Source organism: Acinetobacter sp. SFD (genome assembly GCF_001647575.1).
In the GTDB taxonomy this organism is placed as follows: domain Bacteria; phylum Pseudomonadota; class Gammaproteobacteria; order Pseudomonadales; family Moraxellaceae; genus Acinetobacter; species Acinetobacter pecorum.
The window spans coordinates 196,584-223,308 of record NZ_LSZJ01000015.1 but is presented as its reverse complement, the minus strand read 5'-3'; the positions used below and the strand labels follow the sequence as shown (position 1 = coordinate 223,308).

Annotated in this window: 20 protein-coding genes; 7 read left to right on the top strand and 13 right to left on the bottom strand. The window is 37.6% G+C overall.

The window, feature by feature from the left end:
• Positions 1-308 precede the first annotated feature (308 nt).
• The 7 genes from AY605_RS13220 to AY605_RS13190 form a co-directional block, all read right to left on the bottom strand.
• Positions 309-2,771: a DUF262 domain-containing protein gene (locus tag AY605_RS13220; RefSeq protein ID WP_064096835.1), complete on the bottom strand. Its 2,463-nt coding sequence runs from the start codon at positions 2,769-2,771 to the stop codon at positions 309-311.
• Positions 2,768-4,561 (bottom strand): DUF262 domain-containing protein, encoded by a 1,794-nt coding sequence (locus AY605_RS13215; protein ID WP_064096834.1) that lies wholly within the window; start codon positions 4,559-4,561, stop codon positions 2,768-2,770. The genes AY605_RS13220 and AY605_RS13215 overlap by 4 nt, the downstream gene beginning before the upstream one ends.
• Before the next feature lie 452 nt (positions 4,562-5,013).
• Positions 5,014-6,597, bottom strand: coding sequence for a rhodanese-like domain-containing protein (locus tag AY605_RS13210; protein ID WP_064096833.1), 1,584 nt, complete (start codon positions 6,595-6,597; stop codon positions 5,014-5,016).
• Between the two features lie 17 nt (positions 6,598-6,614).
• Positions 6,615-7,169: a cysteine dioxygenase gene (locus tag AY605_RS13205; protein ID WP_064096832.1), complete on the bottom strand. Its 555-nt coding sequence runs from the start codon at positions 7,167-7,169 to the stop codon at positions 6,615-6,617.
• A 1-nt stretch (position 7,170) separates the two neighbouring features.
• The gene (locus tag AY605_RS13200; RefSeq protein ID WP_064096847.1) at positions 7,171-8,166 is read right to left on the bottom strand and encodes an ABC transporter substrate-binding protein; all 996 of its coding nucleotides are present in this window, start codon (positions 8,164-8,166) and stop codon (positions 7,171-7,173) included.
• A gap of 35 nt (positions 8,167-8,201) precedes the next feature.
• A complete protein-coding gene (locus tag AY605_RS13195; RefSeq protein ID WP_064096831.1) occupies positions 8,202-9,290 on the bottom strand; it encodes an LLM class flavin-dependent oxidoreductase in 1,089 nt (362 codons plus the stop codon).
• Positions 9,291-9,408: 118 nt separating this feature from the next.
• Positions 9,409-10,380 carry a LysR family transcriptional regulator gene (locus tag AY605_RS13190; protein ID WP_081406378.1) on the bottom strand — a complete coding sequence of 324 codons (972 nt, stop codon included), beginning with the start codon at positions 10,378-10,380 and terminating at the stop codon, positions 9,409-9,411.
• Between the two features lie 702 nt (positions 10,381-11,082).
• Here AY605_RS13190 and AY605_RS13185 point away from each other — a divergent pair.
• From AY605_RS13185 to AY605_RS13165, 5 genes are all read left to right on the top strand, one after another.
• A complete protein-coding gene (locus AY605_RS13185) occupies positions 11,083-11,847 on the top strand; it encodes a methionine ABC transporter ATP-binding protein (RefSeq protein ID WP_212839211.1) in 765 nt (254 codons plus the stop codon).
• Between the two features lies 1 nt (position 11,848).
• Positions 11,849-12,514, top strand: coding sequence for a methionine ABC transporter permease (locus AY605_RS13180; protein WP_064096829.1), 666 nt, complete (start codon positions 11,849-11,851; stop codon positions 12,512-12,514).
• A gap of 15 nt (positions 12,515-12,529) precedes the next feature.
• Positions 12,530-13,357 (top strand): MetQ/NlpA family ABC transporter substrate-binding protein, encoded by an 828-nt coding sequence (locus AY605_RS13175; protein ID WP_064096828.1) that lies wholly within the window; start codon positions 12,530-12,532, stop codon positions 13,355-13,357.
• Between the two features lie 21 nt (positions 13,358-13,378).
• The gene (locus AY605_RS13170) at positions 13,379-14,587 is read left to right on the top strand and encodes an acyl-CoA dehydrogenase family protein (RefSeq protein WP_081406377.1); all 1,209 of its coding nucleotides are present in this window, start codon (positions 13,379-13,381) and stop codon (positions 14,585-14,587) included.
• 83 nt (positions 14,588-14,670) lie between these two features.
• Positions 14,671-15,501, top strand: coding sequence for a MetQ/NlpA family ABC transporter substrate-binding protein (locus AY605_RS13165; protein ID WP_064096827.1), 831 nt, complete (start codon positions 14,671-14,673; stop codon positions 15,499-15,501).
• A 662-nt stretch (positions 15,502-16,163) separates the two neighbouring features.
• On the opposite strand, the gene AY605_RS13155 is transcribed toward AY605_RS13165, so the two are convergent.
• The gene (locus AY605_RS13155) at positions 16,164-16,415 is read right to left on the bottom strand and encodes a hypothetical protein (protein WP_228138657.1); all 252 of its coding nucleotides are present in this window, start codon (positions 16,413-16,415) and stop codon (positions 16,164-16,166) included.
• A 1,017-nt stretch (positions 16,416-17,432) separates the two neighbouring features.
• On the opposite strand from AY605_RS13155, the gene AY605_RS13150 reads away from it, so the two are divergent.
• Both AY605_RS13150 and AY605_RS13145 read left to right on the top strand, forming a co-directional pair.
• Complete coding sequence (locus AY605_RS13150) at positions 17,433-17,765, top strand: hypothetical protein (RefSeq protein ID WP_064096825.1); 333 nt, start codon at positions 17,433-17,435, stop codon at positions 17,763-17,765.
• Positions 17,766-17,895: 130 nt separating this feature from the next.
• Positions 17,896-18,840, top strand: a complete 945-nt coding sequence (locus AY605_RS13145) for a sensor domain-containing diguanylate cyclase (RefSeq protein WP_064096824.1) — start codon at positions 17,896-17,898, stop codon at positions 18,838-18,840.
• 230 nt (positions 18,841-19,070) lie between these two features.
• Here the strand turns inward: AY605_RS13145 and AY605_RS13140 are convergent, their stop codons facing one another.
• The 5 genes from AY605_RS13140 to AY605_RS13120 all read right to left on the bottom strand — a co-directional run bounded on the left by AY605_RS13140 (position 19,071) and on the right by AY605_RS13120 (position 26,718).
• Positions 19,071-22,232, bottom strand: a complete 3,162-nt coding sequence (locus tag AY605_RS13140) for an efflux RND transporter permease subunit (protein WP_064096823.1) — start codon at positions 22,230-22,232, stop codon at positions 19,071-19,073.
• On the bottom strand, positions 22,222-23,457 hold the full coding sequence (locus tag AY605_RS13135; RefSeq protein WP_064096822.1) for an efflux RND transporter periplasmic adaptor subunit: 1,236 nt from the start codon (positions 23,455-23,457) through the stop codon (positions 22,222-22,224). The genes AY605_RS13140 and AY605_RS13135 overlap by 11 nt, the downstream gene beginning before the upstream one ends.
• Position 23,458: 1 nt before the next feature.
• Positions 23,459-24,787, bottom strand: a complete 1,329-nt coding sequence (locus AY605_RS13130) for a TolC family protein (protein WP_064096821.1) — start codon at positions 24,785-24,787, stop codon at positions 23,459-23,461.
• A gap of 48 nt (positions 24,788-24,835) precedes the next feature.
• On the bottom strand, positions 24,836-25,192 hold the full coding sequence (locus AY605_RS13125) for a cation efflux protein, CzcI-like (protein ID WP_064096820.1): 357 nt from the start codon (positions 25,190-25,192) through the stop codon (positions 24,836-24,838).
• 152 nt (positions 25,193-25,344) lie between these two features.
• On the bottom strand, positions 25,345-26,718 hold the full coding sequence (locus tag AY605_RS13120; protein ID WP_064096819.1) for an amidohydrolase family protein: 1,374 nt from the start codon (positions 26,716-26,718) through the stop codon (positions 25,345-25,347).
• Positions 26,719-26,725: the final 7 nt, after the last annotated feature.

Genomic DNA, 26,725 nt, shown 5'->3' with positions numbered 1-26,725 from the left:
AGGATATCGTTTGCTACTGCTCATAAACACCTCGTTAATTAGCCATTTTATCTAACTAAAGAGTGTCTACAAAATCGGTGGCTATTCAGGTATTGTTTCTTCGCCTAAAAGAACAACAGAAAATGAAAACGAGGTATTAGTTGATGCAGCCACTGAAGCTTTAAAATGTTTGTAAAGAGAGCAGATTTTTTAAAAGAAGCTTTAGCTAAAGTAGATAAGCTTAGAATCAGAACAAGATACTAAGAGAGAATATCCTGCTCCATTATGAGCAGGATATGAAAAAATTTAACGATACTGACTAACCAACGTTACTCATCCTGCAGACCCTTTAAAGCATCGCATAAATTAAATAGCTTATTTTTGACTTGCTGCATATTCATCTGTCCATTATGAAAAACAGAACTATCTCCGCCCCAATTAAAACCATGATTTTCAAGAATATATTTTAGCTTATCTGGGTATTCTGCCTGACTAACATCTTTAAAATAGAGAGTAAAATTGGCTGCAGGTCTTTTAATCTCTATGAGATAGTCCTTTTTATCAAAGACTTTTATGACGATTCCAGCATCTTCTTCACGGGACTTAACAGCCTCATAGTTTATCAATGTAAAAGGAAAAATTAGGTTTTTGCTTGCTTGAAGCTCAAGTTCTAAAGCTTTAGTGAAAAACTCACAGTGATAATGATTACGCTGAGACTTACCAAGCAATATGGTCTCAGAAGCATTATGTGAAATAAACCCTTGTTCACAGCAGTCAAAGAGTTCCTTATGTTTGATTAATTCATGTCTCCAAGCATCCAATTCGGTATTATGTAATGCTTCGTCGCAAATTGCTTGCAAAGAAACAGCTAAATTATTGGTAGTAAACAACGGATCATCTAATACTGCCTTAACATACGTTTGCTTTTTCTCAATAGCTTCATCACCTATACGCAATACTCGGCGCCAGCTATGGTCTCGCGGTATGTTACTTTTAGTACTTCTGCTACTGAGTAGATTTAACCTATCCCAAGTGGCTGAAGTGCAATAAACACCTTTACTTAATACAGCCCTTTCCCATGCGTATCCAATCGATGAAGAACTTTTTCCGATTACATTAAAGACATAACTAAGCGAATGAAAGTATCGGTTAAATCTTTCAAAGTACTGTTTATTAAAAGTATCTTCCCAATCACAATGCTTGTACTTTCTATAAAAATCCAAGATACCTGCAAAATTTAAAATGCAGCCAATTTGTCCATTAAAGAAATGATGTTTTTCCGCCTTGATAATGACCTCATGCCATTCATCAGACTTCAATATTAGATGTGCTTTTATCTTTTCTTCCAGTACCTGAGCTTGTAAAAAAGCGGGTACCTTACAATCTGCCTTTAGGGCATCCAAAATTGGTAAATCTATCTTACTTAATTCATCAATGACAAACAGTGCTTGGTAAAACTTACTCGCAGAATCCGTAACCGTATTTTCTACCAAGTTATAGATTACACGAATCCAATTCTTTAATTCACCCAAATCCTCACCCTTTACCAAGTAAGAATAAAAAGCAAAAAAACGTAATTTATCATCATAACTTGCGCCATTGCTGATAATTCGTTTAAAGGTTTCTTCTTCCGCGTAATAATAGGTTTCTGCCATATAGAGTCGAATTTTATTATTCTTCAATCCTTTATCACAAATCAGATCGATGATTTGTATAAAGCGGATGATCAAATTTTGATTAAAACAGTTCAGCTCTTCATATTTTGACAGACTTGGTTCTTTTAAACGCCCCTGATCACCCAAAAGTGCATCCGTTGCCTGAGTTAAGAAATCAGTTGATGCTCTATTATTCAACAAGCATTGATACATGATAATCAGACGAAAAAAGTTCATAAATTCATCATCAAATGTATTGTCATCTGAGCATACATTTCTATAAGGCCAAAATAAATCAGCCCAATCAGTATCGATCTTATGAATAAAATAGTCATAGCCATTTACCTTTCCTTCTCTGAAGGAGAGACGATATTCTGGCCATGGTTCAGCACAGCTTTCAATGAATTGTTCAAGTTTTGCCTTAAAATTTTCAAATACAGTAAGCGGTTTTCCACGAGCATTCATTTTAATATATAGCTCATCTGATAAACCAAACGAATGTAAATCCAAAAATTGGAAAGTGATAAATGGCTTATCTATCACTAATAGTTTCTCAAAGAAGTCATTTTCTCGATCAGCAAACATGTCCTGAATAGCATCAAGCATACAAAGGCATGCCTGAACAGTTGGATCTTGTTTCCAAGACAAATAAAACCATTGACAATCAATGATTTGCTTACTGATAAAAATTTTCTTACTGTTAGTAATATCACCTTTCACAAAATCACTGGCCACCAAGGCATTAAAAAACTCTGTAGTACTAGGTCTTGTTTTATATGTGAAGCGTGATTGCCCATCTTTAGAAACAAACTGTGCTCTAAAATCTTCAAGGCGACCATTGGCTGCAGCTAGGTACCAATGCAACAAGAATAAAGTGGTTAAACGTTGTTGCCCATCTAGTACAGAAAAAACTTTACTCTCGCTGTTTTCGTAATTACCATAAACAAAGTCTAGATCTAGCGGTTGTCGCACAGGACCATCCTGCTGGTTTAGTGCATTGAATAATGAGCGTAAAAACAGTGTCCTCACTTCTTCTTCTTCTGATCGACCTTGTGCATAGTCGCGTTGCAAAATTGGAATTTCTACTGAATCAACTTGGTTAAACAAGCTATAAAAAGTTAAACTTCTGCCACTCATATATGCACTCCTTCCCCACAAAAAATGCCATAAAGACTGTGTATCATCGCTTGCTGATGATCTTGACTGTCCTTCGATTCCCAATACAGCATCTTATCGACCTGCTTACTGTAATATTTCAAAAATACATTTTTGGTACATAGCGGAACAAAAGTCGCTTCTTTATCCAGTGCAATGATTTTTGAGCGTTTAATTGGGAATACTGCATTTTTATAGCTGCGGTTTGTTGTGCTATCCAACAAGGTTAAATTACCAATCGAATTATCGACTATATTATCGCCTCCTGGGTCATAGAAAGACAAAATACGCAAATAAATCGCCTCAAACTGTTGATCATTAAAGTCCGTTTTTACTAACTCAGTTGCATCTTTTTTAATGGCATGCGAAGTCTCACTATTTCCTGTCGATCTTTCTTCAATATGAATCGTGTTAACGTCAGAAATATAGTCAACAACATTCTCCAGCCACTTTATTTGTTTATTTTTATCTCTCGGCATATCTGAAGCCACAGAACGTATATGCTCAATATCCCAATTGTCCTGCTTGTATTTGTTAAACTGAAAACGTGAGTTAGTTATAGGGTTTGCTAACAAGCTGGCAATATTAAACAGGAGCAAAATCGATCTTATCTTCTTGGCGTCAGTCTCATAATTCAGCTCAGATAGTTCAGCTTCAATTAATGCCTTAGATACATCATTTAAGTTTTTATTAGCAAAAGTTTTTACAAATATCTGCTCTATAAGATTTTGGCGGAAAGCATATTTACTTTTACAGGTTTCGCTTAAATCGAATATTGTTTCAACAGCTACCTTTTGTGAAACCAAATACCCGACTAAATGGAACAATGCTTTATCATTAAACCATTCTTCTAGGGTCATAAAGCATTGTTTTATCTTTAGCCATTCTTTGACCACATCAACTTCATTATCATTGTTCTGCAGTTGTTTATTAAACTGCAGAAAGACTTTGAGTTTATCGTGTTCAAGAATCCCTTCACTGCTAAGCTTTCTCGCTGCCAACGCCAATACAAACTCTATACGGTTAGAGGCGATTGGTTGATTACTTACAAAATACCAAAATGCATCATCCTGTAAGCGCTTTTCAATGGCATCCCACTCTTGAGCGATATTGAGCTGTTGCAGATATCTTACAGTTTGACCTGCGCTTGAGAAATTACTGGATTTTAGAAATAGTGCTTTAACTAGCTCGGCATTCACCAAAGGAATTTTCCCCATATTTAAACGGGTAAAAACATCGGTAACATTTTCTGCTTCAGCTAGTTGATACCAAATGATCTTCACCTTATTTAAGAACACCGATTCGATATCATTAATTCTATGTACTTTATCCTTAAACCATGCTCTGATATTTGAATAGGCTTCAAAGATAAAATGAAAGTCAATATTTTGATCTCTTTTATTTTCATCCAATGAAACTAAATACTCACGACTTTCTGGGCGAGTTTCATATTCTAGTGTATACAGTTGTTTTCTAAAATCCTCGGCAAAACGGCTATTGAAATAACCCAGAATCAACAAAATTGTTGTTAATCTTTGTTGACCATCCACGAGCTCCCATTGCTCACCTCTTTGTTTTACAACAACAGGCTGTAAACAGTAAAAATCTTCGTCTACCTTAATTTTTCTATCGCAAAATTCATAAACATCTTCTAATAGCTCAATAACCTGTCTTGCAGACCAACGATAACCTCTCTGATAAGCTGGAATAAAAAATGACATTGTCAACAAATCGTTAATTGTTTTGAGGGTTAATTCATTATGATCAAGCATTTTGTTCCCTTATTTTTAGGTCAGAAAAAGACATTTTTCCCTTATCAATAACTTACGCATCATCATAATCTTATATGATTTTGTTACATAAATATTTAAAAACTAAACTTAGTCCAACCCTTTCAAATTTAAGATACAACAAAAATGGTTTTTTAAAGAAGTTCATGAATCAGGTTTTTTAAATAAACCAAAAAACTCATGTAAGTTATTAAATAATATTAAAATATATTGTAATTTATTTATGAACTAGACTTTAGGTGAACATAAGTTAAATAGATAACAACTGATAATAAGTTCATTAATATTGATATAGATTAAAGATTACTAGTGATAACGTCAAATTTTTTAATATTTAGTTATGAATTACATGAACCGGATATTAATTAAGCCAAGAAATATGAAAATATATTTCTTGGCCTAGAATGGTTATTATTTTGAATAAACTTAATATCTTATATTACAAAGAACCCATGTGTGCCATCATTCTTAAGCTGATCGACTAAACCGAACTCCCAATCAAGATAAGCTTGCATTGCTTCTCTTGAATTATCGGTACCTTCATAAGGTCGTTTATAACGATCAATCTCTTCTGAAAGTAAATCTAATTCTTGTGATAATGGCAGACCTGCCTGCCCCCAGGCAGCATTACCACCTTTTAAGATATACACTTTTTGAGTTGATTTGATTTGAGCTTTAATTTCTGGAACTGCATATTGAGCAAGCAAGCTAGAACCACAAGTCACAACAATGGCATCTTTGTTTGTAAATTCTGACTGCTGGATCAGTTTAGGTACATCTGCTTTCAAAACCCATTGTGCATTTGGGATATGCCCTTTTTTGTAATTGGCTGCAGTAGTGAAATCCCAAATAGCAATATTTTGTGTTGCTGAAAGTTGTTGCAGCTCTTCTGGAGAAATAAATAAGTCAACATCTATCTGTGGTGTAGCAGGTTTCCATACTCCAGTTTCAGCCAAAAGTTTCGTAAAATCATCTTCTAGCACATAAACATCCCAGTTCATTTGTGCTAACCAAGAACCGGTCATGTATGCCCGAATAAGTTGATCGTCAACTAAAACAATACGAGCACCACGCACTGCAGCATAATGGTCAGTTTCCTGTACCAACTGACCACCTGCTACCCAACGACTACCAGGTAAATGCCCTGCTGCATATTCCTGTTCAGTACGTACATCAAAAATATAAGTGGTTTTATCTTCCTGTGCCTGTAGATTCTGTAAGTCAATTAAACTGATTTGCTTTACACCTGCTTGCTTTGCCAATTCTGCAGCATTTTGTTTTGCTTGCGCATCGATCTGGGTATCAAGAGCTACAAATGAACGTTGCTGACCATGCTCTAGTTGTTGTCCAGCTAGTGTCCAGCCAATCGTTCCATTTCGTAATGCAAAAATTTCATGAGGCAACTTAGCATTAATTAGTGATTGAGTACCAATAATACTGCGAGTACGACCAGCACAATTTACGATAATCTGGGTGTTTTCATCTTTAACCAATGAAGGTGCACGCAGAACCAATTCTGCGCCTGGAACACTCATCCCAGTTGGGATACTCATAGTCTGATATTCATCAAAACGTCGAGCATCTAAAATGACGATATTTTCTTGAGCATCAATTTTTGCTTTTAGTTCCTCGGCACTAAGAGATGGTGTGCCCTTATGATGCTCTACAAACTCACCAAATGCTTTACTGGCAGAGTTAACATCAATGAATAATTCACCACCATCACGTTGCCATGCTTCTACGCCACCTTCTAAAACTGCAATGTTACTATAACCATACTCGCTAAGTTTTTTATAGGCGCGCTCAATACGACCATCACCATCATCATAAATAACCGTGAGTGTATTTAGACGAGGAATACGGTTATAAATTTCAATTTCGAGACGTGATAAAGATATATTTGTCGCAAATAAGGGGTGATTTTGGGCGAAGATATGCTCTTCCCTTAAATCTACAATAGCAACTTCCTCGCCAGCCAGTAATTTTTCACGGATTTCTTGATAAACGATAGTTTTCATTCTTTTAACATCACTCTTTAAAAATTTGAATAACCAGAAATAAATGGTTTAGCTGTACCGTCTAGTTGATAGGTAAAACGCTCAACTTTGCCTATATTTGCACCATAAATATGGATACTGATTGAGACTTGATCCTCAAAGGCATTGTTAACAGCATGAATATCTCCCGTAGTTGGTGTAAACCAGTCGATATCTCCCACTTCGAGATAATCGCCTTGAGCAACTGGATGTAAACCTGCCTCATCACAGGTATAAGGTGTAGAGACTTCTGCACCTTCAAGCACACCAATTGCACCCCATACTTCGTGGTTATGAATTGGTGTTTTTTGACCTGGTCCCCAAACAAAGCTGACAATGGAAAAACGCTCTTCAGGATCTAGATACAATAGATATTGTTGATAATATTCTGGATGCGGTTTTTTAAACTCTGGTTCAAGCCAGGTTGAATCCTGGAGGAGCTTTTTAAACTCAGGTGTAAAGCGCTGAATTAAGTTTTGCTCATCCAGTTGTTCTATCAATCCTTGCTCAATAGCATTAATTACAGGTGCTAAAACATTCAGATATTTAGCCATATTAATTTCCTGCCTGCTTTGTATTAAACTCACGATCAAACAGACCGCTTACATCAATTTTCTGATTTAATAATTGGTGTTTATGATAGAAATCTGCTGTGTCTTGCGAAGTGGCAATTACATCATCAGTAATACTAGTCCATGTGGCATTTTTTCGTTTGAATGCTAATGTGGCTGGTTCTTCTGGAATTCCGGTGATTTTTGCAAGTTCTTTACCAAATGACTGATAGTTTTTATTTACCCATTCCTGAGATTCTTCAAGCCGGTAGATAAAGTCCTGAATAGCTGCACGCTTCTGCTGATCATTTAAAGCTTGCTCTGTACCGGCAAGGAATGTAAAACCTGAATATAATCCACGTCCATTTTCAATGATTCGAAAACCATCAATGACTTCAGCATAGGCAGTGTATGGATCCCAAACTGCCCATACATCAACATTGCCATTTGCAACAGCAAGTTTGCCATCTGCTGGTGGCAAAAATTTAAAATTTACATCAGAAGCTTTCAAGCCAGCACGTTCTACAGCACGTAATGTAACCAGCTGACCAATCGAGCCCTTATTCGCTGTAATAGTTTTTCCTTTGATATCCTGAATGGATTTAATCGGACTATCTTTAGGTACGAGTAAAGCTACTGCATAGGGATCATATCGGTTAACCGCAATTGCGCGTGCATGACCACCATTTGCATTTGCAAAGATGAATGGTGCATCTCCAAGATAACCAATATCAATCGCGGTAGCGTTTAATGCTTCGGCAACTGGAGCTGCTGCCGGGAATTCATACCATGAAATTTTATAATCGATACCATCTAGAAGTTTTGAAGCCTCTAGCTGGGCACGCATATTTCCTTTTTGATCACCAATTTTGAGTTCAATTTGTGCTGAATTTTTAAGTTTAGTCACTTCTTTTGTATTTTCAGCTTGATTAACCTGTTTATTACAAGCAGCTAAACTTATTGAAACAGCACTAATAATGCCAACTAATATTTTTTTCATTTCAATCACACTTTTTAATATTTTGTCAGCAAGGCCTAGGCAATCTTGTTTAATTTATCCAGTTCGGCTGTTTTATAACGGATGCTCGGTAGTAGTTCTTTGCCGTATTCAATGACATCATTTAATGGGTCAAAACCACGAATCAATACGCTGTTAATACCTAGCTTATAATATTCTGCAATAGATTCTGCTACTTGCTCGGGTGTACCTACTAAAGCTGTAGAGTTATGGTTGCCATGTACTAAGGTAGAAATGCCAGTCCATAAATTAGTGTCATGCACTTCTTGTGATGCCAACTCCACTAAACGCTGGGCTCCTACACTTTGAGCACTTTGTTTATCTTTGCGCAGACCGCGGTTTTCAATTTGCTCTCGAGTCAGACTGTAAATATCCTGTGCCTTTTCCCAAGCCTGTGTTTCGGTATCTGCAATAATTGGACGGAAAGAGATATTAAAATCCAGTGGATTTTTACGCTCAAAATTTACTTCATTTGCTCGAATATTTTTTATAAGCTCTTCAGCACCAGCTAAAGGCTCACCCCAAAGTGCAAATACATCTGCATGTTTAGCAGCTACATTTAATGCTTCTTGAGAAGAACCTCCGAAATATACTGGCAAATGAGATTGATAAGGTTTGATTTCTGAGAAACCATCTTTGACTTGATAGTATTTACCACTGTACTGGAAGGGGTTATCGCTGTACCAGGAAAGCTTAGCGATGTCTAAAAATTCTTTTGTACGGGCATATCGTTCGGCTTTAGTTAAGAAATCACCATCACGCTGTTGTTCTGGATCACTTCCCCCGGTAATAACATGAATTGCTAAACGACCTTTAAGTAAATGATCTAGAGTTGCATACTTACGTGCAGCTAAAGTTGGCGCTATAAAACCTGGACGATGTGCTAATAAAAACTTTAATTTCGAAGTATTTGCACCTGCATGAGCCGTTACAATAAAGCCATCGGGCTGATCTGACCATTGACCAATCAATACCCGATCAAATCCAGCATCCTCATGGGCTTTAGCAAAATTTGCAACATAATCTGGATTAAATACTGGGCCTTCTGCTGGGATCGTTTCCGAAGCAAGACGATGGCCAATCATGCCTAAAATTTGAATTGTCATTTCAATTTCCAAAATATTTTTTTGAACTTGAAACAACTGTAATTTAAAAATTAGTATGCGTTAAATAAATATTTATCATAAACTAATATTAATTTCACGCATAAGAATGGTTTTTAGATTACGCTAAATGCAATTTTTGGTTAAAACGTTCCATAATTACATCAAATAATTCAGTTTGTGCATGGCTCAAGTTTTCTCGACGTGCATTGTAAACAATGACATCTAGATTTAGTTCTTCAGTATCTATAATTGATAATTGGTGAAAATGAGGAGTTTGAAAGATTAATTCCTGTGCCAAGAAACCAGCACCAACTCCCTGTTGTATTAAATCCAACTGGATTCTAGTTCCAGTAACTTCAATTTTTAAATTTAGCTGTTTATGCTGTTTTTCTAATTGTTCAGTTAAAAATTCTCTGAATCCACATCCTTTATTATTTAAAATCCAACCTAGATCCTGCAAGTCTTCCCATGTTGAAACACCTGATCTGCTTAAAGATTTTGATACTACAGGCCTAATATGTAAGGTACCCATAATTTTCAGAGAATAATCTTTTGGAAAAGCATTATGTTCTTTTGCAGTAGAAATCACGCCATCAAGTTCATCGTGAGCTAATTTAGATAATAATTCCTTACCCCACCCTGTACTAATTTCAATTTTTGCAGAGGGAAAATCTTTTTGGAGGTCTTGTATCATTCCAAAAATACCAGACTCTGACAGGCTATTTGGAATTCCTATCCTAAGATGTGTTGAATCTGCACTTTGCAAAGCAATAATCTGCTTCAATCTATTGAACTCTTGCTCGATAATACAGCACTGTTCATATATTTCTCGTCCTTTTGCGGTTAACTTTAAAGGGCGAGTATTTCGGTCAAAAAGTTGCACTGAACAGGCTTGTTCTAGACTCTGGATACGACGTGTAACTGCAGGTTGTGTGATACCTAATTGTTGAGCAGTAAGACTCGTGGATTGCAATTTAACAAAAGCAATAAAAGCATGGATGTCTTCAATCTTCATTAAAAATTTAACCTCGGCATAATCGCGCTGCACAGCTGTCTGCTTGAAATCTAATTTGATATTTGAATAGCTCATATCATACTGGCTATCAAATTTATTTAAAAATTCAGGAGCTTATTCTATGTGAATTTAATATGCATTATTTAGGAAGATCAGTATTCTCTTCATTCATACAAAAGAAATTTTCTAACAAAAAATACTGAATTAAGGGTTTCTAGTTTTTAACAGAACGAATCAAAACCCCTATTCACCTAAATTGAGTATCTAAAGTAGATGTTGCAAGTGACTATCTTATAAATTAACTTTGAATATTTAGATTAAATTACAAAAAAAGATATTAAAAAACAAATTCTTAGCTATAAATTGATCTATATTAATTTTTCGCGGATTCTAGATTCTCTCTAATTTAAAGCGAAGTGAATATAATTCATATGAAAAGATAAAATTCAGAATAAGCTATGTTTTGTTTATAAAAGAATAAAAGTAACGTTATTATCTCAATCAATAAATTACAGAAATTTTTTTAATAAATATTACTAACACACTGATATAATTGATAAATTTCATACAAAATCATAATTTTTCATTATAATTTTATTAGAATTATTGATATAAATCTTCTGTAAAGGGTGGATAATAGATCAATCTTAAATTTAGTATTCATTATTTTTATATAATTTTATTAAAAATATTTATTTTAAACATATTAAATTCTCATTTATGTTGAGCTGCATAGGACTACTGCATCAGTGATGCTGAGCTAAACATAGAGAATAAATGATGATACAACTACAGGATCTTAAGAAAACATTTATACAAAAGGATGGTCAATTCACGGCTGTTTCCGATGTTAGTCTAAATATTCATCAAGGCGATGTATTTGGCATTATCGGTTTTAGTGGTGCAGGAAAATCAACATTATTGCGCATGATTAATCTGCTAGAACGCCCCAATACTGGTGATATTAAAATAGAAGGTATTTCCCTTTTACGATTATCAAAAAAGCAATTACTCGAACAGCGTAAATCCATTGGTATGATTTTTCAGCATTTTAACTTGCTGACCAACCGCACTGCTCTAGAAAATATTGAGTTGCCGTTAGAATTTTCAGGTGTGCCAAAAGCAGAACGTCATAAACGTGCTTTAGAGTGCCTAGAAATTGTTGATTTATTAGATAAAAAAGATGCTTATCCAAGTCAACTTAGCGGTGGACAGAAACAGCGTATTGCAATTGCCCGCGCCATTGTGACCCAGCCCAAAATTCTGCTCTGCGATGAGCCAACTTCTGCTGTCGATCCACAAACTAAAGAATCGATTCTGCATTACCTGTCAAAGATCAATAAACAGTTTGGTATTACGATAGTGATCGTGACTCATGAAATGCAACTAGTACACAAAATCTGCAACCGTGTTGCGGTAATGGAACAAGGCCAAGTAATTGAAGAGTTTGACCTCAATCAGCCAATCCAGCAACCGGTCAAATCTATTATTTCAAAACTATTGCTCAATGATGTCAGTACCAGCTTAAAAGAGACTTCTTAATATGTACGAAAAAGTAATTGGTATTTGGCCTGAAATTCAAACAGCACTGGGCGAAACCTTTTATATGCTGTCTGTGACGATTTTTCTTGGCATTATTTTTGGTGGAATAGTCGGCACTGCGCTGTATTTAACTCGTGAGGGTTCAATTTCTAGCAATAATTTAGTAAATGGGATTTTAAATGCGGTGGTGAACTTCATCCGTTCTTTCCCTTTCTTAATTCTCGCTATTTCTATTGTGCCTTTAACACGCTTAATTGTGGGAACTTCAATTGGTACAACAGCCGCCATTGTTCCTATGACAATTAGTTGTATTCCATATTTTGCCCGTTTTGTTGAGGCAGCTTTGCTAGAAGTCAACCGTGGGGTAATTGAAGCAGCGGAAGCAATGGGCGCAACTAAATTTCAAATTGTACATAAAGTGCTGTTTTCAGAAGCACGTGCAGCAATTGTTAACTCAATCACTATCGTGACAGTAAGTTATTTTTCCTATTCCACGATTGTTGGAATTGTAGGAGGCGGTGGTATTGGCGACTTTGCTATTAGATATGGTTTCCATCGTTTTGAAACAGATATTCTGATTTTCACTGTGCTTATCATTATTTTTATTGTTCAGATCATTCAATTTACTGGCAACTATTTTGTGAAGCGTTTAGATAAACGTTTTTAAGGGATTAATTTATATATGAAATTTAAATATGCATTGAATGCAATGTTGAGTGCATCTGTTGGTCTAGGCTTGGCAGGCTGTGTAAAACAGGAAGATACAAAAGCAGATGCTGACGCTATCAAAGTAGTAACTTTACTCACACGTGACAATCCACCCTTGCCACAAATTGCTGAATTTGTAAGAGATAAAGTTAAAAAACAGAATATTGAATTAAGAATTAAGTATGCCACTGACGGTTTGATTCCTAATAAATCAGTATCTGAAAATGAAACTGATCTAAATTATTTCCAACACATAACTTATATGCAGTCTGCAAAAGAAATAAATAACTGGGATCTAAATGCTATAGGTACCACATTTAACAGTATTTTTGGCGCTTATTCACCGATATATAAAAGTCTAAAGGATTTGCCGGAGGGAGCTAAAGTTGTTATTCCTTTAGATCCATCCAATGGTGGTCGAGCATTAAATCTTTTGGCTTCAGTTGATTTAATTGAGCTGAAGCCAAATACCGGTGCAAAAAGTAGTGTTAAAGATATTACAGCTAATCCAAAAAAATTACAGATTATTGAAGTAGAGCATGCATTAGTGCCAGTGAGTTACAAAGATTCAGATTTAGCAATTATGGACGGTGCCTATACAGTCCATGCCAACCTTGTGCCAAAGCGAGATGCCCTATATTTGGAAGAAAATAATCACAATTACGATGCGGTTTTAGTAGCGAATTCCAAGTCACAGCAAAAAGCTGAAGTGCAAATAATTAAAGATGCATTTACGGCCGATGATACTCGTGATTACGTACTGAAAAACTATTCAGGAACAGTCACTTGGGAAAAACAATAAGTATATAGGAAGTCTAGTTTTATGAATATTAAAGTTAAGGAGGTCTCAAATGCATCACTTCCCTACCACGAGCGTCCAGAATTTCTTGCATTGATTGATGCAGTTAAAGCTGATTTAGAAGTACGTGATGCTAATGGTGAACTGCCACCAGTTCAGATTGTTCAATATCTGAAATCACAAAAATTGGGTGCACTCCGTCTGCCGAAACAATATGGTGGTCAAGCACTCAGCATTGAAGAACTGTTTGCTGTGATTATAGAGCTAGGACGCGCAGATTCTGATGTAGCACATATTTTCCACTCACATTTTCAGTTTACTGAAGATGTGTTGAGACATCCCGATCCTTCATACCGTGAAAAATGGTTTGAGCGTATTGCTAGTGGAAAAATTATTAGTAATGCCCTGGCTGAACCATCTTCACATAATGTTGGCAACGGCAAGCTGATAACCCATATCCTAAATGAAAATAACAAACTATTTTTAAACGGAAAAAAATACTTCACTACTGGTACCTTGCATGCTGACTACGTATTGGTATGGGCACAAAGTCACCTAGATTCTTTATGCCATGTAGTTGTGCCGACAAATCGTGAAGGAGTAGAAATTCTTGATGACTGGATTGGCATCGGCCAGCGTAACACTGCCAGTGGTACTACGTTATTTAAAAGGGTTGCCATCTCCGAAGATGAAATCCGTTGGCCTAAACGAAATGGTTTAGTGAATAAGCCATTTGCACAGCTGTACATTCAAGCCATTATTGCAGGCCAAACCAAAGCTGTAGAAGATCGTACTGCTGTGCTCCTGGCCACTCGTGGTCGCACGTTCAGCTATGGCAATGCTGAACAAGCGCATGATGAACCGCTTTTTCTGGAAAAAGCGGGTGAAATTTCTTCTATTTCTTTTATTGTTGAAAATGCCGTTTTACGGGCAGCACGTTCATTAGATCGTGTGATCCAGCATTTAGACCTTCCTAGCTATGATTCTGTACTGCAGCTAGCAGCGGCAGATGCAGCAAAAGTAAAAGTCGCAATTGATCCGCTAGCCCTAAAAGCTGCCAATCTGATGTTCGAAGTTATCGGTGCTTCCGCAATGGGACGAGATACATTAAATGATCGTCACTGGCGCAATATTCGTACGCTATCAACGCATAACTCAGTCAGCCTGAAAGCTAAAGTATTAGGTGACATTTTAGTCAATAAAAAAACTGTACCAAATATCGGCTATTTCTAACCTAGCACTGTACGTTAAGCGTCCTAAAAATTTAAGGCGCTATTTAATACAACTGCGCAAACAGCGCATATAATGGAATATCTATGAAATTTAAAAATGTATTGACTGCTGCTCTTGCAGCATCAATTGGTTTTGGGTTGTCAGGCTGTGCTAAACAAGATAAAACAGCTACTACTGCGAACAGTGAAATTAAAGTAGTTACTTTACTTACACGAGATAATCCTCCATATCCACAAGTTGCTGAATATGTAAAGAATAAAGTTAAAGAACAAAATATTGAATTGAAAATTAAATATGCCAATGATGGTCTGATTCCGAACAAATCAGTGGCAGATGATGAGGCTGATTTGAACTATTTCCAGCATAAGTATTATATGCAGTCAGCAAAAGAGTTAAATAATTGGGATTTAGTAGCGATAGCCTCTACTTTTAATGGGATGTTTGGGGCATATTCACCTAAATATAAAAATATTAATGAGCTACCAGATAAAGCTAAAGTCATAATTCCATCAGATCCATCAAATGGAGGACGTGCACTAAATTTATTAGCACGAGCTAAATTGATTGAATTAAAGTCTAATACAGGTGCGAAAACCAGCTTAAAAGATATTACTGCTAATCCCAAAAAACTAAGATTCTTAGAAGTTGAACATGCATTAGTGCCCGTTAGCTTTAATGATTCAGACTTAGCAATTATGGCAGGCGCATATACTATTCACGCTGACCTGATACCCAAACGTGATTCAATTTATCTTGAACAAGATAACCAGGAATATGACAGTGTGCTTGTATCCAATAGCAAAGCTGCTCAGAGACCTGAAGTAGAACTCGTTAAAGAGGCCTTTATCGCAGAAGATACGCGTGAATTTGTTTTAAAAAATTATGCCGATACGGTTACCTGGCCAAAACGATAAAACTACTTCATAAATTTTTATTTTTACTGAGACCTCTACGTTGACATGGTAGAGGTCTAGCAATTTCCATCTTTTACTCTAAAAACGACCTAGAATTCACCAAGTTCCTGAACCATAAAAAATAAGATATAAAAATAATGTTTATAAATACATGTTTTTATTAATCATTAACTATTTTTTTATTATGAACTAGACTTTAGGTGAACATAAGTTAAATCCGATACACCATATCATAACTTCATATTTATCTTACACTCTGCTATTGCAATGACTAGTTAATTATGAGAATTCAGCTTACATTTACAGACATAGCTAATACATCTCAATTTAGCCAGAGTATCTACACAAGTTTTAGAAAGATAGAGGAAATTCAGCTGGAAACGTATTCAAAGATTCTAATTCTAACTTTATTCGGATTTACTAGCACCTTAACTAATGCAGATGAATCCATTCCAATAGAGGCAACTGCCGCAACCGAGGCACAACAGGTTGCTCAAGATTATGGAGATCAGAAAGACCAGAAATAGATCTATCTGATGAATAGCCCCTTCAGTCGAAGGCTTCATTCTTCTATTTCCAACTTTGAATACAGCTACTGTTCCAAGACAGTTCAAACTGGTTTGAGTCTATCTGATGTTCAATGAGTACTATATTTTCATCAATCACAACAAATCGACTATAAGAACTGTAGGAGTCAGGCTTTTCCATATAGCATAGCTCACTTCTCCGCAGTCCCCTATCTGATTGCGAAATTTTGCAGAATCAGGATTAGGAATGAAGTTTTTTGTTATTTCTCTTATAGCACTGAGTTTTTGTTCATTCGCTACTTTTGAATCTGAGGGTGGATCATCAAACTCTTTTTGATTGCAACCAAATAAAATTGCAATAACTAGAAAAAAACCTAGATTTTTCATGATGTTCCCCTTTGTATAAGGGGGAAACTTTACATTATATTTCAACTTATACTAAGGAGTGAGAAAATAACTTTGTAAGATTATGTTAGATCGGCCAAAATTTTACTGAAATTGATATTACGTAACAACCAAAAATCTTTCTCTAGAAAATCTCGTGCAAGATCAAATAATTCAGTTAACCGGTTGGCAAACCATGTAGATAGTACTAGCAATCCCTATCACCGCCAATATGGATATAAATATTTCTATTTTAGTCATCATGGTTATATTCTTAATCTCATTAGAATATATTTTATACGATTATTCTGAGTTAATTAGAATAGCAGTATATTACAAATACATTATATATTCGGTATTAAAAACCACTCTTTCGAGTGGCTTTACCTAATTGAATGTTTGTCCTACGGCGTAAATCATCATGGATATAATCATGACAGCTAAAATAATTAATAAGATCTCAATTTTTGTCATTAGGAAGCTCTCCGACTTCTACAGCTATATTTTATATAATTAAAAAAGAAAGACCTATAATTAAAGCGTTACAAGGTTTTAAATTATAAAACTCTCTTGGAGAGCAATTTTTTGATTTTTTATTAGATTGAAATTAATATAAGCGAAATCAATTTTATCAATATCATCAACCTATTCAATTATGCTTGAGACTTGAGAAGTTGACTTAGTAGGGGTCAAAATTAAATATATGGTGTTAATATTCAACTTTAGCAATTAAAAAATATGGATCAGTATTCGAAAAATATTGTAAAAATTCCTGACAAACCTGTAAATTCATAATTTAAACAATCTAATTGGTTGATTTTATTTATTTTATCGCATCCAAATAACACTGTTGGTTTAAGGTCAAATAAAAAATGACCTTTAATAACAAAGCTATTGAACATTTCCGGAAATTTGCGTCTTTATGTTGAGCATAAGTTGAAAATACCTGATGCAAACACTTGGTTTTATTTGGAAAAATAATAGTTATACTTTAATTAAAATGATAGAGATGAATAGACCATGAAAGTGAACCTTTTACCTGTTTTACTGCTATCCTTTTCCGTTTGTGCTTGCCAAGGATCACAGCCTGAAGATAAGGTAAATTCAATTATTACGTCCATAGAACAATCAGAAAATACTCTCGCTGGTTATATAAATCAGCTTGAATCAGATATTATCTCAGTTGAAAAGAAGAAAATAATTTTATGTGAAGATTATCCTCGTGAATTTGAAACCAATTTCTTATCTAATATGCTTAAGCTTGAGTCCTCTGAATACACAAAAGAGAGCCTCCTAAAAGATCTAAATTTAAATTTAAGCTATTATAAACATCTTAAGAATATTCAATGCTAGCCAACATGTAGAACTCTTGTCAAAACAGTATTTTAGCTTTTTTATTTTTAGTAAATTAAATTATTGGTGAATATCAGGGTTGGTTAGAATAACAGTAAATTATCAGACTATACGGAAATAGGTTCTCTCTATGCACAATGCAAATTTCAAGAATTTTGAAGAAGCTGGCCAAGCCATTTTAAAATTTTTATCTCAACGATTTGGATTTAAGTTATGGATGATTACCCGTACGGAGGGTAATGACTGGATTGTACTGTTGAGTGAAGACAATGGTTATGACATTAAGCCTGGGCAAGTGTTTAATTGGGCTGATTCTTTCTGCTCACAAATGGTACTAAATAATGCGCCGCGTATAGTTCCCTATTCACCTGATATTCAAATATATGCGAATGCACCAATAAATCAGCTAGTTACTATTCAAGCCTATATTGGTCAACCTCTTTTAAAAGAAGATGGCTCACTGTTTGGTACCCTCTGTGCGATTGATCCTGAACCTCAATCTAAAATTCTTGTTGAAGATACTCCACTATTCGACCTCATAGCCAAAGTGCTTAGTTATACGATTCAGGCTGAATTAAAAGCGGCTGAACATGTGCGTAGAGCTGAACGGTTTGAATTGGAAGCATTGTCTGATCCAATGACTGGGCTTTTTAATCGCCGTGCTTGGGACCGTTTAATTGAATTAGAAGAAGAGCGGTGCAAACGCTATGGGCATCCTACCGCTGTATTAATGATAGATCTTAATGATCTTAAGATTACAAATGATAGCCTGGGACATACGGCGGGTGATGATCTAATCCAGAGAATGGCACTCACTCTAAAGGATATAGTCCGTAGCAATGATATTGTTGCTCGCTTAGGTGGTGATGAGTTCGCTGTACTCAGCATAGAAACCAATCTGGAAAATGCTAAAAGACTTGTATCAAGAATTCAAAAGGCTTTCGCAGAAGCTGGTATTAGTGCTGCAATTGGCCTGGCAATGCGTAATCCGACATATGGGTTATCAACTGCCATTATTGAAGCAGATGAAAATATGTATAAGAATAAATCATTAATCAAATCTGGTAATTATTGATCAAAGCCACCCACCCGATAGAAGCCTGTTTAAATTTAACCTAATTGGTTCCCAATGAAACATTGCTTAATAAATAGTTCAGCCACCCTCCCCGTAGCAACAAGCCGACCCTAATATATGTCGGCTTGTTTTTAAGCAGTTCTGAAAAAAAGATGGCACTGATAGAAATAATTATTTAACAGGTTTCTATAATGCCTATCGTTTATAAGATCTAATTCGTATTATGGATATTACTGGCGCACCAATAGTTTAGAGTTTTGTTGGTGCTTATTTATCCAGAGATACAGTATCGGCAACAGGACTAAAGTAAGCAAAGTTGATGAAATAATCCCGCCAATCACCACAGTTGCCAAGGGTCTCTGTACTTCCGCACCAGTTCCTGTGGCAAGAGCCATGGGTACAAAACCAAGTGAAGCCACACAAGCGGTCATCAATACGGGGCGTAAACGTAAGATCGCCCCTCTCCAAACGGCTTCCTCCAAACTGTATTGAGATCTTAACTCTTTGATAAACGTCAACATTACAAGTCCATTCAGTACGGCGACACCTGACAATGCAATAAATCCAATACCTGCTGACATCGATAATGGAATATCACGAAGCCAAAGGAACAATACTCCACCTGTCAACGCAAAAGGTACACCGGTAAAAACAAGAAGGCTTTCTTTAACATTATGGAAAACAGCCATAAGTAGAATAAAGATTGTCAGTAAGGCAAGTGGAATCACTATTTGCATACGTGATCTGGCTGAAGCCAGATTTTCAAATTGCCCACCATATTCAATCCAGTAACCACTTGGCAGCTCATAATTTTTCACTTGCTTTTGTAGTTCTGCGACATATGATCCTAAATCACGGCCTTCAACATTGGTCGTCACGACAATACGACGCTTACCATTTTCACGACTGACCTGATTCACACCTTCAATCGTACTCACCATCGCAACATCCGCCAATACAATCTGTCCACCATTCGGAAGCTGTAATGGCAACTGAGCAACACTTGCAAGATTACGGTCTTGATCACTTAAACGAACCACAAAGTCAAAGCGTCGGTCACCTTCTAGAATCTCGCCTACACTTTGACCGCCGATACTTGCTGCAACGAGATCTTGAATTGAGCGTACGCTCAAGCCATATTGTGCAGCTAATTCCTTATTAATCTCGATATTGAGTAAAGGCAACCCGGAGGTTTGCTCCACTTTTACGGCGCTACTGCCAGAAATTTTCTGGATAATTTTGGCGATTTTAGCAGCTTCACTATTGAGGACTTGCATATCATCACCAAAAATTTTCACCCCGACATCACTGCGGACACCTGAAATCAACTCATTAAAACGTAATTCAATCGGCTGTGAAAATTCACTATTATTGCCAGGAATTGTTTCTAAATATGCCACCATACGGCTACGTAAGTTATCTAGACTCTCTTTAGGAGTTGGCCATTCATGACGTGCTTTCAACATGATATAACCATCAGAGATATTGGGTGGCATCACATCTGTTGCGACTTCAGCTGTCCCAGTTCTTGCAAATACTGCTTTAATTTCAGGGAAGTTTTTTAACAATAATTTTTCTGTGTTTTCCTGAATGCGTAGAGACTCCTCTAAACCTGTACTTGGTGATCGTAACTGTTGTACCGCAAAATCACCTTCACTCAGTTGTGGCGCAAACTCACTGCCAAGTTTGGTACTGATCAAAGCTGTAATAACCAGTAAACACAATGCAAAAGTCAGTACAACTGCCTTGTATTGGTAAGCAAGATCAAGAACCTGTTGGTAATTTGATTTTAGCCATAGCATCCAGCGACTTTCTTGCTCCTGAATGTCGCCTTCCACCCACAAAGCAACCGCAGCGGGTACAAAACTAATCGACAAAATGATTGCAGCAACAAGTGCTAAAACCACAGTCAGTGCCATTGGATGGAACATTTTTGCTTCTACACCGCTCAAGGCAAAGATGGGGAAATAGACTACTAAAATGATTAACTGCCCAAAAATGAGGGGGCGTCTTGCTTGTCGTGCAGCTAGAAACACCTCTTTAAAGCGCTCTTCTTGAGTAAGCTCTCGTTTTAACTGTTGTTGAGCATCGGCCAAACGACGTATACAGTTTTCGACAATCACCACGGCTCCATCCACGATAATGCCAAAATCCAAAGCACCTAAACTCATGAGATTGGCGCTAATATTTTTTTGTGCCATGCCTGTGAGTGTGAACAACATGGAAAGAGGAATCACACAGGCCGTAATCAAGGCTGCACGGATATTGCCAAGGAATAAAAATAGAATGACGATGACCAAAATGGCACCTTCAATCAGGTTTTTTTGTACCGTTTTGATGGCCTTTTCCACCAAACCTGTGCGGTCATAAACCGTTTCGATCTGTACGCCCTGAGGTAGGCTATTTTGAATAGCCTGGATCTTGGCATCTACCGCTTTCGATACGGTGCGACTATTTTCACCCATCGCCATCATCGCAATACCGAGAACAGTTTCTTCGCCGTTATAGGTTGCCCCCCCTGTTCTTAAGTCATGTCCGATCAGCACTTGAGCAATATCACCCACTCGAATTGGACTACCGTTCGGGCTTACAATCATGGTATTTTCAATATCATTAACAGTATCGAGCGTACCTGGTATACGTACTGTCAGTTGTTGTCCATTATCCTCAATAAAACCTGCACCACGGTTTTCATTGTTGAGTGTCAGTGCTTGCTGTAATTGATCTAAGCTGATATTCAATTGTTGCATATGGCTGAGATCGGGTGAAATCACATAGGTTTTATTAAATCCACCAATGCTGTTAACCTCAGCAACGCCTTTGACACGTTGTAATTGTGGTCGAACAATCCAATCCTGAATTTCCCTTAAATCCATCGCGGTATAGCCTGATCCATCATCTTTTTTTGCATTGGGTTCTACTTTGAGTACCCACTGATAGATTTCACCTAATCCTGTGGATAGCGGTGACATGGATGGTGAGACCTGTTTGGGTAGATCAGCCTGTACTTCTTGCACACGCTGATTGATCTGTTGTCTTGCCCAGTAGATATCTGTCCCATCTTTAAATACGACTGTGACCTGGGATAATCCATATCGCGAGATGGAGCGGGTCAGTTCCAAATCTAGAATACCTGCCATCGCATTCTCAATCGGATAAGTAATTCGTTGTTCAACTTCAAGCGCAGTGAAGCCATTGGCTTGGGTATTGATCTGTACCTGGGTATTGGTAATGTCGGGAACAGCATCTACCGGCAATTTCTGATAACTATAAATACCTACTGCAATCCATGTACAGACAAAGAGCATCACCCAAATTGCATTTTGAATCGAAAACTGAATAATGCGCTCAAACAAGCCTTCAGGACGAGGTAAATCTTGATTAATGCTCATGACCTGCCTCGTCTTTTTCTAATTCAGATTTCAGTAGGAAACTACCATCGGCAATATATTTTTGCCCTTCGCCCAATCCAGAAATCACTTCTAGCCATTGTCCATCATGACTGCCCATCCCCACCTCAATGGGCTGTGCTTTCAAATGAAGCTGGCCCTTTTCCTCAGATTCAATGACAAATACCACAGACTTTCCTTCAATCTGCTGTAGAGCTTTTTTCTGAATTCTTAATGCCGTTTTTGCTGGTGTATCATTGACCAAGACATTCACCAAAACATTTGGACGTAGGACTTCTGCATGGGTGGTGACTTTGGCGCGAACCTGTAAACGTCCAGTTTGTTGATCTGCTTGTGCATTGAAGGTTTGTACTTTCGCCTGGTAGTTTTGATCAGAACCATTGGCTTTAAAGTTTAAAACTTGTCCTGCTTGAAGCGGGATGGACGAGTTATTTGGAATATTAAACTCTAACCAGAGGCCATTAAGGTTTTCGATCACAAAAAGCTGATCGGCCAGTTGGACGTTCTCACCGACAACAATGTCTTTTTGGCTGATCATTCCTGAAATGGGTGCGCGTATGACGAAACGTCCATTTTGACCTGTCGCCCCCAAAGCCTGTAAACGCGCTTGCTGAGACTGTACGGTAATTTTTGCCTGGCGATAGGCATTTTCAGCGCGTTGCAGGTCTTGTTTTGCCGAAATGCCTTGTGTCCAAAGCTGGTACTCACGCTGATATTCCTGTTGGGCCAGACGCAGATTAGACTGCGCTATATTTAAGTTAGCTTGCTGGTCAATCAGTTCAGGTACCGAGAGCACAGCAAGTGTTTGACCTCGCTCTACAGCTTGACCTAAAGCAACATTGACTTGTTCGACATGACCACTGAAGTTCGGTGAAATATGTGCTTGCTGGTCGGTATTTACAACGAGCTTTCCGGGAAGTGAAATGTAGCTTTCCACATGACCCCGCGTTATTTGTTCAATTTTGAGACCATGTTCAACTATTTGTTGCGCTGAGAGTTTTATTTCTCTCTCGTCGCTGTGTTCCTTTTTCTCTTTACCCTCTTCAGCGTGGCCATCATGCTGTTCAGTTTCACCCTCATGCTCATGATGACCGTTTTTTTTATTTTGATGACTCAGCCAGATCCATACGCTGAGCAAAACGGTAAGGCCTATCAATACACCGGTCAAAACTGGTTGAGAGATTTTTCCAGAGGGATGTTTATTCATTTTATTCTCCCTGACCATTGATAAGATTTTGCATTTCCGCAAAGGCATTTTTCATCAGTTGTGTGTATGCATTAGACTGACTAATATCCTCATAGCTTGTGCCCAGACTTAAGGCTTCAATACTGAGTCCGATTTTCCATGCCTGCTTTAGAATCTGCAGTTGAGAGACACGTAAATTTTGTAGCTGTAATGATGTTTGTTGCATATCCGTGATAGAAAATTTACCTGCCTGAAAGCCCTGAAGCGTTCTGGATTGAACCTTTTCAGAGAGCTGTATTTGAGTAGCAATGGCATCAAATTGTTGGCGCAAGCCTTTTAGCTCATTGAGCCGATTGGCAATATCGAGAATTTGTTGTTTCAACTCTCTTTGCTGTATTTGGTTCAAGAGTTGTTGCTGGCGCTCGGCCATGGGAATGGCATATTGTTGACGATTAAAAATATTTAAGGGAATTTCAACACCCAGTGCCACGGTGGTTTCATTGTCCTGTAGAGGTGCTTTGGTCTGTGTCATCCCCAGATTCAAGGTCGGTTGAGGACGGCTTTTAACTCTTAAAAGCTCAACCTGCTGATGAGATTGTTGCAAATTCAAGATATAAAGTTTTTCTAACCAACCTTGCTGGATATTTTTTTCAACGGCATGTCCAATTTCACTTGGCCATACTAAATTTTCTGGTTGAACCTTTAAGCTGACCTGGGTTTCACCCCATAAACTGGACAGTTGTCTTTGTGATGTTTGCCGCGTTAATAAAGCCTGCTGGGATTGTCTTTGAATGTCCAAATGCTCAATCTGAGCACGTTCATAATCCACTAAAGCGATACTGCCAGCCTGATAACGTTTTTTAGCACTGTCTACATTGGCTTGGCTTGCTTTTATCTGCTTTGCAAAAATAGCCTTTTCAGTTTCTGACAAAATATACTGTGCCCAAACATGCTTTACGATCAGTTCACCCTGAGCCTTCCAAAGCTGTTCTTTCAACTGAAGTTGCTGTTCTGAAAGTGTTGCTATTTTTTGATTAATCTTACGTTGGCCAAAAACATCGAGTAGCTGGCTAATACCGATACTCAGTTCTTGTTCCTGACTGGAATCAAATCCATTTTGTTCAATGGAGAATACTGGATTTTGCCATAGACGGCTGTTTTGAATATTTAATGTCGCAAGTTTCCGACGCTGAGTTTGTAGTTCGGATTGTGCTTGATATTGCTGCACCTTGGTTAATGCGTCTTGGAAATTTGTGACTGCATTCGTCGAAGCATTAACATTTGGTATAGCAAGCAGCAATAGCCCAGCAGCTATCCATTGACTGATAAAAGTCTTGTTTTGAAAAGACATAGATGTTTCCCACTAATTTAAAGATAAAAGTGGTGGGAATGTTTTAGGCTAACCCACCATTAGCGGGGAAAATTCGGGAGGCGGACTTTGTGAAATTAAGTCCGGTGATCTGTAGTCATTTCGCCAAAAGTACGTTGGTACAACAGCAAAGGAAAACAGTTTTTGCTTAAGCGGAACTTGGCGTTGTCCGAGAATCAAGTGATTCATTGATGGAAGATGATCTTGATGATCCTCAGCAAAGTCTAAAGCATGGTCTTTTTCTTCAGATATTTTATGACTATGTTTTTGGTTTTCACTCACACATAAAGAATTTGTATGATGCCCAAAATGATAGGCTTGAGTCACCATAATGGTTTCTTCATGGACACAAAAAGCGGCTGCCACATTCCAAAGGCTTTGGAACATGAATAATCCCACTAAGACTGTGATCCATGTTGATGCACGCATATGAAGATGAGCAAGTAATTTTATTGCATTATAAAGCTTGGGCTAGCTCTAAGGTCAATCGATTTTTTGATATATATATGCGATAGATAACCTCAACCTCCATATAAATCTTAAAATTCTTCCCACTGTAATTCATTTACCGTTTGCTCCTGCTTGGCAAACCACTGATCACGACGTCCAAATAAACGTGGTGCCGCGTGATTGACCTGATCGATCAAAGCCTGTAAATCAGCATTGATCAAACAGCCATTTCTAACCACAGTCTGTCCCGCTACCATCGTCATGACCACATCTTGGCCTTGAACTGCATGGACTAAATTGGTATGCAAATTAAATAATTTTCCATGATCAATCAACGGCGTCATCCGTGGTGTATCCAGTTTGATTGCAATCAGGTCAGCCTGCTTACCGACTTCTAATGAACCAATTTCATCTTGCATACCCAAGGCTTTTGCTCCTGTAATCGTAGCCATTTGGCAGACTGACCAGGCATCCAGGGCGGCCGCATCTAAATTCGAAAACTTGGCCAATAATGATGCCGTTTTCATTTCTTCAAATAGATCCAGGTTATTGTTTTCTTTTTCTCCATCAGTACCCAGACCCACCGCAACGCCTTGGCGTAGCATTTCAACGACAGGCGCTGCACCAGAGGCCAATTTCATGTTGGATACAGGGTTATGGGCGACACCCACCGCATGTCGCCTTAAAATCTGAATCTCATTTTCATCTGCCCAGACGCAATGCGCCAATAAGGTTTTGGGCAGATCAAGCAAGCCCAGTTTTTGCAGACTTTCAATCGGACGAACGCCTGAACGGCGCAGGTTTTCCTGTACATCAAATTGGCTTTCATTGCTGTGGGTATGAAAACCGGTTTGATAATCCTGACAAAGTTTTTCAATACGGCTTAATGCTGAAGCTTCAGCATAAAACAGGTGCTCTAAACCCACCCAAACCTGAATACGTCCATTCGCCTGCTGATGCCAACGGTTGATTAAAGCCTCATTACTTTTTAAGGTTTCAAAATAATTGTGATCCGGATGCTCTGCGACATAAGGCACAAGAACAGCACGAATTCCCAACGCTTGCGCAGCTTCAGCACTTCCGTCCATATAGCGCCACATATCGACAATGGTGGTGGTTCCCGACAAAAGTGCCTCGGCATAACACAAATAAGAGGCAATCTTCGCATCCTCTGGTGTCAACACCCGGTGCATCGGGTCAATATACTGCTGTAACCAATCCCAAACCGGTAATCCTTCTGCCGTGCCACGTAATAAACCGGAATGACAATGAGTATTGATCAAGCCCGGCATCAGGATCGTTTGTGGATAATCCTCAATGAGCACCTCTGGATAGCATTGGGTTAACTGTGCCAATGTACCAACTGCTTTTATTTGGTCTCCATCAATCAGTATCGCGCCATTTTTAATACATTCATTTTGCACATTCATGGTGAGGACATAGGAAGCTGTTAAAATTTTCATGATTTAT

Coding starts and splice junctions, on each gene's coding strand:
- AY605_RS13120 (WP_064096819.1), bottom strand. CDS start 26,718: ATGAAAATTTTAACAGCTTCCTATGTCCTCACCATGAATGTGCAAAAT.
- AY605_RS13180 (WP_064096829.1), top strand. CDS start 11,849: ATGTACGAAAAAGTAATTGGTATTTGGCCTGAAATTCAAACAGCACTG.
- AY605_RS13215 (WP_064096834.1), bottom strand. CDS start 4,561: ATGCTTGATCATAATGAATTAACCCTCAAAACAATTAACGATTTGTTG.
- AY605_RS13170 (WP_081406377.1), top strand. CDS start 13,379: ATGAATATTAAAGTTAAGGAGGTCTCAAATGCATCACTTCCCTACCAC.
- AY605_RS13205 (WP_064096832.1), bottom strand. CDS start 7,169: ATGGCTAAATATCTGAATGTTTTAGCACCTGTAATTAATGCTATTGAG.
- AY605_RS13210 (WP_064096833.1), bottom strand. CDS start 6,597: ATGAAAACTATCGTTTATCAAGAAATCCGTGAAAAATTACTGGCTGGC.
- AY605_RS13140 (WP_064096823.1), bottom strand. CDS start 22,232: ATGAGCATTAATCAAGATTTACCTCGTCCTGAAGGCTTGTTTGAGCGC.
- AY605_RS13130 (WP_064096821.1), bottom strand. CDS start 24,787: ATGTCTTTTCAAAACAAGACTTTTATCAGTCAATGGATAGCTGCTGGG.
- AY605_RS13190 (WP_081406378.1), bottom strand. CDS start 10,380: ATGAGCTATTCAAATATCAAATTAGATTTCAAGCAGACAGCTGTGCAG.
- AY605_RS13150 (WP_064096825.1), top strand. CDS start 17,433: ATGAAAGTGAACCTTTTACCTGTTTTACTGCTATCCTTTTCCGTTTGT.
- AY605_RS13175 (WP_064096828.1), top strand. CDS start 12,530: ATGAAATTTAAATATGCATTGAATGCAATGTTGAGTGCATCTGTTGGT.
- AY605_RS13200 (WP_064096847.1), bottom strand. CDS start 8,166: ATGAAAAAAATATTAGTTGGCATTATTAGTGCTGTTTCAATAAGTTTA.
- AY605_RS13220 (WP_064096835.1), bottom strand. CDS start 2,771: ATGAGTGGCAGAAGTTTAACTTTTTATAGCTTGTTTAACCAAGTTGAT.
- AY605_RS13165 (WP_064096827.1), top strand. CDS start 14,671: ATGAAATTTAAAAATGTATTGACTGCTGCTCTTGCAGCATCAATTGGT.
- AY605_RS13145 (WP_064096824.1), top strand. CDS start 17,896: ATGCACAATGCAAATTTCAAGAATTTTGAAGAAGCTGGCCAAGCCATT.
- AY605_RS13135 (WP_064096822.1), bottom strand. CDS start 23,457: ATGAATAAACATCCCTCTGGAAAAATCTCTCAACCAGTTTTGACCGGT.
- AY605_RS13125 (WP_064096820.1), bottom strand. CDS start 25,192: ATGTTCCAAAGCCTTTGGAATGTGGCAGCCGCTTTTTGTGTCCATGAA.
- AY605_RS13155 (WP_228138657.1), bottom strand. CDS start 16,415: ATGAAAAATCTAGGTTTTTTTCTAGTTATTGCAATTTTATTTGGTTGC.
- AY605_RS13185 (WP_212839211.1), top strand. CDS start 11,083: ATGATGATACAACTACAGGATCTTAAGAAAACATTTATACAAAAGGAT.
- AY605_RS13195 (WP_064096831.1), bottom strand. CDS start 9,290: ATGACAATTCAAATTTTAGGCATGATTGGCCATCGTCTTGCTTCGGAA.